The organism is Zunongwangia sp. (genome assembly GCF_048269745.1).
Taxonomy (GTDB): Bacteria; Bacteroidota; Bacteroidia; order Flavobacteriales; family Flavobacteriaceae; genus Zunongwangia.
In genome coordinates this window covers 203,156-210,294 of record NZ_JBLXIB010000006.1, presented here as the reverse complement: position 1 = coordinate 210,294, position 7,139 = coordinate 203,156, and the positions used below count along the sequence as shown (strand labels likewise).

The window sequence follows — 7,139 nt, the reverse complement described above, 5'->3', positions numbered from 1 at the left end:
AAGCCCTAATTCTTGACTTAATGTATTCTCCGGACCAGTAAATCCTAATGCCAATAATACAAGCTCACAAGGCCATTCCTTTTCACTGCCTGGTACTTCTTGAAGTTGAGGGCGTTCTCCTTTAGCTCCTTTTACCCATTCTATATTTACGGTTTTTAAAGATTTTAAATTCCCAGAACTGTCTTTGATAAATTCTTTGGTGCTAATACTCCAGTTTCGGTTAACTCCTTCTTCATGGGAACTGCTAGTTTTTAGCGTAAATGGCCAATATGGCCAAGGGTTTTGTTTTTCTCTAGAATCTGATGGCATGGGCATAATCTCGAAATTTGTCACACTCTTTGCTCCATGCCTATTGGAAGTACCAATACAATCTGAACCTGTATCTCCACCCCCAATAACAATTACATTTTTACCTTCTGCAGATAAATCGGTGTGTAATTCTTGTAGATTATCTACAACTTGATTATTATTTTTTAGAAAATCCATTGCTTGAACTACTCCCTTAGCGTCGGAACCAGGGATAGGTAAAGATCTTCGTTGTGTTGATCCTCCACATAAAACTACTGCATCAAATTCTTTTAATTTTTCTGTTTCGTAATTTACACCTACGTGAGTGTTAGGTTTAAAAATAATACCTTCTTCTTCTAAAATTTTTAAACGTCTATCAATGATTTTCTTTTCTAATTTAAAATCAGGAATGCCATAACGTAAAAGTCCACCAAGTTTAGCATCTCTTTCGAATAAAGTTACTGTATGACCAGCTCTATTTAATTGTTGGGCTGCAGCCATTCCTGCAGGACCAGAACCTATAACAGCAACAGTTTTACCTGTTCTGTTTTTAGGCGGATTGGGTTTAATCCAGCCTTCTTTAAAACCTCTTTCTACAATATATTTTTCAATCAATTCTATAGCGACTGGAGGTTCTATTATTCCTAAAACACAGGCAGATTCACAAGGAGCTGGACATAATCTTCCCGTAAATTCCGGGAAGTTATTTGTAGAATGAAGAATTTTTAATGCTTTTTCCCAATCATTTTCATATACAGCATGATTAAAATCAGGGATTAAGTTTCCTAATGGGCAACCACTATGGCAAAAAGGTATACCACAATCCATACAGCGGGCACCTTGTTCATTAAGATCTTCGACTTTTAAGTCTTTGGTAAATTCTTTATAATTTTTAACTCGTAATTCAACTTCTTCAGTTTTTTCACTTTTTCTATCGTATTCTAAAAATCCTCTTAATTTTCCCATTTTAAGCAGTTTTAAGTTGCAGGTTTTCTTCTTCTTTTATTTTTTGAAGTGCTTTTTTAAATTCTGTAGGCATTACTTTAATAAATTTAGATCGAGCGTCTTCCCAGTTACTTAAAATAGCTTCTGCAACTTCACTTTCTGTATAGTGATAGTGTTTTTCAATTAATTCTTTTACTTCCTCTTGGTCTTCGTCTGATAAATGTTCTAATTCAATCATTTCCATATTGAAATTATGATTGTCTAGTTGATTATCTGGATTGTAGATATAAGCAATACCACCACTCATTCCGGCAGCAAAATTTCGTCCTATCTTACCTAAAATAACGGCGCGTCCTCCGGTCATATATTCACATCCATGGTCACCAATTCCTTCAATTACAGCTTTTGCACCTGAATTTCTAACACAGAATCGTTCTCCGCCGATACCATTTATATACGCTTCACCATCTATAGCTCCATATAAAGCTACGTTACCTATAATTACATTTTCATTCGATTTAAAAGTTGATTCTTTTGGTATTTTAACGGTTAGTGTAGCGCCACTTAATCCTTTTCCAAAGTAATCGTTTGTATTACCGGTAACATTTAATGTTAAACCTTTAGTTGAAAAAGCACCAAAGCTTTGTCCAGCTGCTCCGAAGAAATTAAGTGTTAATGTGTTTTCTGGTAAGCCTCCTGATCCATGTATTTTTGAAATTTCATTACTTAAAATAGCACCAGTGGTTCTATTGATATTAGTAATCTCAAAATCAAGGCTCATTTTTTCTTTTCTATAAATAGCAGGGTGTGCCTTATTTAAAATTTCAAAATCTAGTACATGTTCTAAACCATGTTGTTGGTCTTGGGTTTTATATAAGGGAATATCCTTATCTATATTTGGTTTGTATAATATGTTAGATAAGTCAATTCCTTGCGCTTTATAATGCTCAATAGCATGATTCATATCTATTTTTTGGCTTTGACCTACCATTTCATTAATAGTTCTAAAACCAAGACTGGCCATTATTTCACGTAATTCTTGAGCAAGGAAATACATGTAATTTATAACATGTTCTGGTGTTCCTTTAAAGTTTTTACGTAATTCAGGATCTTGAGTAGCAATACCTACTGGGCATGTATTTAGATGGCAAGCACGCATCATGATACAACCAGAAGCTACTAATGGTGCAGTTGAAAAACCAAATTCTTCAGCTCCTAATAAACAAGCGATAGCAACGTCACGTCCGGTTTTTAATTGCCCATCGCATTCAACAGTAATTCTACTTCTAAGATTATTTAATAATAAGGTTTGTTGTGCTTCTGCTATACCTAATTCCCATGGTAAGCCTGCATGTCTTAAAGAGGTAAGGGGGGAAGCACCGGTTCCGCCATCGTAACCAGATATAAGAACTACATCGGCTTTTGCTTTGGCAACACCAGCAGCAATTGTACCTACACCAACTTTAGAAACAAGTTTTACATTTATACGTGCTTCCCGATTTGCATTTTTTAAATCGAATATTAATTGTGCTAAATCTTCAATAGAATAAATGTCGTGATGGGGTGGTGGTGAAATAAGTCCTACATAAGGAGTCGAATTTCTAGTTTTTGCAATTTCAGGATTTACTTTAGCTCCTGGTAATTGACCTCCTTCTCCTGGCTTGGCACCTTGTGCCATTTTTATTTGAATTTCTTTTGCGCTACTCAAGTAATTTATTGAAACGCCGAAACGTCCAGAAGCAACTTGTTTTATAGCGCTATTTCTCCAATTTCCATTTGCATCTTTAGTAAACCTATCAGCATCTTCACCGCCTTCACCACTATTACTTTTACCTTGTAAACGGTTCATTGCGATCGCTAAATTCTCGTGGGCTTCTCTACTAATAGACCCAAAAGACATGGCACCTGTTTTGAAACGTTTTACAATTTCTGTCCACGGTTCAACTTCATCTAAAGGAATAGGGTTTAGTTCTTTAAATTTGAACATTCCCCGAAGCGTCATTAAATTTTTAGTTTGATTATTAATGAATTTCGCATATTCTTTATAAGTTTGGTAACTATTTTGTTTTACTGCTTGTTGTAGTTTGGCAACAGAAGCAGGGTTAAACATATGGCGTTCGCCATTTCTTCTCCAGCGATAGTCTCCACCAATTTCTAAATCAAGTCCAGTGTCTACCTCTGGTGGATTGAAAGCAGATTGATATCTCTTTTGAATTTCACGTTCTATTTCATACAGTCCGATACCTTCTATACGGGTTGGTGTATTTGTGAAATATTTAGATACAAATTTTTTGTTTAGTCCTAGAATTTCAAAAATCTGTGAACCTCGGTATGAGTGTAATGTCGAAATACCAATTTTGTTCATGATTTTTACAATACCTTTTCCTATTGCTTTATTATAATTTTGAACAGCAACTTCTGGTTCTGTATCAGCTATATCTCCTTTTTCAGCTAATTTGTAAATTATTTCATTAACCATATATGGGTTAATAGCACAAGCACCATAACCAAATAGTAAAGCAAAATGGTGTGGTTCTCGAGGTTCTGCGGATTCAATAACAATTCCAAAAGAAGATCTTCTTTTGTGTTTTTTCAATTCGTGATGAACGAAAGAACAAGCTAATAAAGAAGGAATAGGAGCAAATTTTTCGCTAATATTTCTATCTGATAGAATAATGATGTCGAAACCATCATCAACTGCAGCTCTAATTTCAGTTATAATTTCATCTAGTCGCTCTTCTAATCCGTTTAATCCTTTTTCAACTTCATAAATAATAGAAATAGATTTAGCTTTAAAATCTGGATGTTCTATGTATTTAATCTTGTCTAAATCTTCATTAGAGATTACGGGGTTATTAATCCGTAATTTTTTAGCATGGTCCGGAAGTATATCAAATATATTCTGATCTCTTCCTAGATATAAACTAATGTCGGTTACAATTTCTTCTCTAATACCATCTAATGGAGGATTTGTAACTTGAGCAAAAAGTTGTTTGAAATAGTTGAAAAGCAATTGTGGCCTATCCGATAAAACTGCTAGAGGAATATCTGTTCCCATTGATCCTATAGCTTCTTTTCCGTTAGTGGCCATAGGCGTGATTATCGTTTTTATATCTTCTAACGTATAACCAAAAAGTTTTTGCCGTAAGTTATAATCTGCTTTTTCAATTGGAGTTTTATTACCAGTGTATGGGATTTTTGCAAGCGGTAATAAATGATTATTTAACCATTTTCGATAAGGTTGCTTATTAACAATTTGTTTTTTTACTTCTTCATCTCCAATAATTCTTCCTTCAACCATGTCTACTAGAAACATTTTACCTGGCTCTAGACGACCGTGTAACTCTACATTATCAGGTTTAACATCTACTACCCCTGTTTCCGAAGACATAATCACATATCCATCTTTAGTTACTGTATAACGAGAAGGGCGTAGACCATTTCTATCTAATAAAGCACCAATATATTGTCCGTCTGTAAATGGAATAGAAGCAGGGCCGTCCCAAGGTTCCATGATACAAGCATTGTATTCGTAGAAAGCACGCTTGTTATCTTCCATAGAAGGATTTTTCTCCCAAGCTTCTGGAACCATCATCATGATGGCTTCTGGTAGTGATCTGCCGGTTTGTAGTAATAACTCCAAAACCATATCCATAGAAGCAGAATCTGATTTACCTTCTAATGTTACCGGTAATAATTTTTTAATATCATCGCCAAAAAGTTCACTTTCAAATAATTCTTCTCTTGCTTTCATTCGGCTTAAATTTCCACGTAATGTGTTAATTTCACCGTTATGGCACATATATCTAAATGGTTGTGCAAGATCCCAAGTAGGAAATGTATTTGTAGAAAAGCGTTGGTGTACTAAGGCTAGTTTGGTAACTAACTCCGGATCGTTTAAATCTTTGTAGTAAATATTGATGTCTTGCGGCATCAATAAACCTTTATATATAATCGTGGTTGTAGAAAGGCTTGAGAAATAAAAATATTCTGCTTCGCCTAAGTTAGAATTGTAAATTTTATGTTCTGCAATTTTTCGAGCGGCATATAATTTAGATTTAAAAACATCATCACTAATGTCTTCATCTTTGCCTATGAATATTTGCTGAACGGTAGGCTCGCTTAATGAAGCTATGCTACCCAAACAAGATTTATCAATTGGAACCTCTCTCCAACCAATTACATTTAAACCTTGGTTAATAACTTCTTCTTCAAATTTTGTTTTGCAAATTGCTAATTGATTTTGAGATTTTGGTAAAAAAACCATTCCCACAGCATACTGTCCAAATTCTGGGATTTCAAAATCGCAAACTTTTTTAAAAAAATCATGAGGAATTTCAATTAAAATACCAGCTCCATCACCAGTTTTTCCATCAGCACTTACGGCCCCACGGTGTTCTAAGCGAATGAGAATATCTAAGGCTTTATGTATAATATCATTTGTGCGCTTACCCTTTAGGTTGCAAATAAACCCAGCGCCACAATTATCTCTCTCAAATTCAGGCAAATAAAGCCCTTGTTCTCGTGGTTTCATACTCTAGTTTCGTTAAATTATTACTACGGAAATACCGAATTTAATAAAGAATAATAAGTTTGGAAAAGAAAAAGGACTATTAAATTCATCTAAACTTAATAAAACATTAATTTTTGTTAATGCTTTAATAAATTATACTTTTAATTCCGAATTTATTAATAGAGAAAACTAGAAATAGTATGTATTTAGGTGCTTTGGAATATTTTAAGAATTATGAAAACTTCTGGATATTACGATTTTCTGAATTTCAGAAGTTCCTTCATAAATTTGAGTGATTTTGGCATCACGCATAAATCGCTCTACATGATACTCTTTTACATATCCATTACCACCGTGAATTTGTACGGCTTCTATGGCTACATCCATTGCTGTTTTTGAAGCTTTTAGTTTAGCTAAAGCACCACTTCGATCGTAATTTTTATGAGTATCTTTATCCCATGCTGCTTTTAAAACTAAATATCTAGCACTTTCTATTTCAGCATACATATCGGCTAGCTTAAAAGCAATTGCTTGGTGATTTATAATTGGAGTTCCGAAAGCTTTACGCTCATTGCTATATTTTTTAGATAGCTCGAAAGCTCCTTCTGCAATTCCTAATGCTTGGGCAGCAATACCAATCCTGCCACCAGATAGTGTTTTCATAGCAAAGCTAAAACCAAACCCATCTTCACCGATTCTATTTTCTTTAGGTATTTTTACATCATTAAAATTTAGCGAATGGGTGTCGCTACCTCTAATTCCGAGTTTGTTTTCTTTAGGACCAATTTCGAAACCTTCCTGATTTTTTTCAACTATAAAAGCATTAATGCCACGATGTTTTTTTGTTTTGTCGGTTTGGGCAATCACTAAATAAAAATCGGCAGTGCTGCCATTAGTAATCCAATTTTTAGTTCCATTTAATAAATAATAATCACCTTTGTCTATAGCTGTAGTTTTTTGAGATGTGGCATCACTACCGGCTTCAGGTTCAGAAAGGCAAAAAGCACCTAATTTTTCACCTTTGGCAAGAGGAATTAGATATTTTTCTTTTTGGTGTTGCGTGCCAAATTCTTCTAAACCCCAACAGACTAGTGAATTATTAACCGACATGATAACTGCTGCAGAAGCATCTATCTTAGAAATTTCAGATATTGCTAATACATAACTAATAGTATCCATGCCACTTCCGCCGTATTCTGGAGAAGTCATCATTCCCATAAAACCAAGTTCAGCCATTTTCTTAACTTGTTGCGTGGGAAAAATTTGATTTTCATCACGATCAATAACGCCAGGAAGTAATTCGTTTTTTGCAAATTCGCGTGCCGCATCACGAATCATGATATGTTCTTCGGTTAAATTGAAATTCATTTAGCTATAATTAAATAAAAGTGAT

The 7,139-nt window shown here is 34.4% G+C and carries 3 protein-coding genes; all 3 read right to left on the bottom strand.

The genetic code is table 11. The annotated features are described in order from the left end of the window. On the bottom strand, nucleotides 1-1,254 hold a 1,254-nt coding region (locus tag ACN0WI_RS09560), incomplete at its 3' end, for a glutamate synthase subunit beta (protein WP_417886506.1). 1 nt (nucleotide 1,255) lies between these two features. Beyond that, entirely contained in the window at nucleotides 1,256-5,767 is a 4,512-nt protein-coding gene (gene gltB / locus ACN0WI_RS09555) for a glutamate synthase large subunit (RefSeq protein WP_417886504.1), read from the bottom strand. Nucleotides 5,768-5,971: 204 nt separating this feature from the next. Further along, on the bottom strand, nucleotides 5,972-7,114 hold the full coding sequence (locus tag ACN0WI_RS09550) for an acyl-CoA dehydrogenase (protein ID WP_417886503.1): 1,143 nt from the start codon (nucleotides 7,112-7,114) through the stop codon (nucleotides 5,972-5,974). Nucleotides 7,115-7,139: the final 25 nt, after the last annotated feature.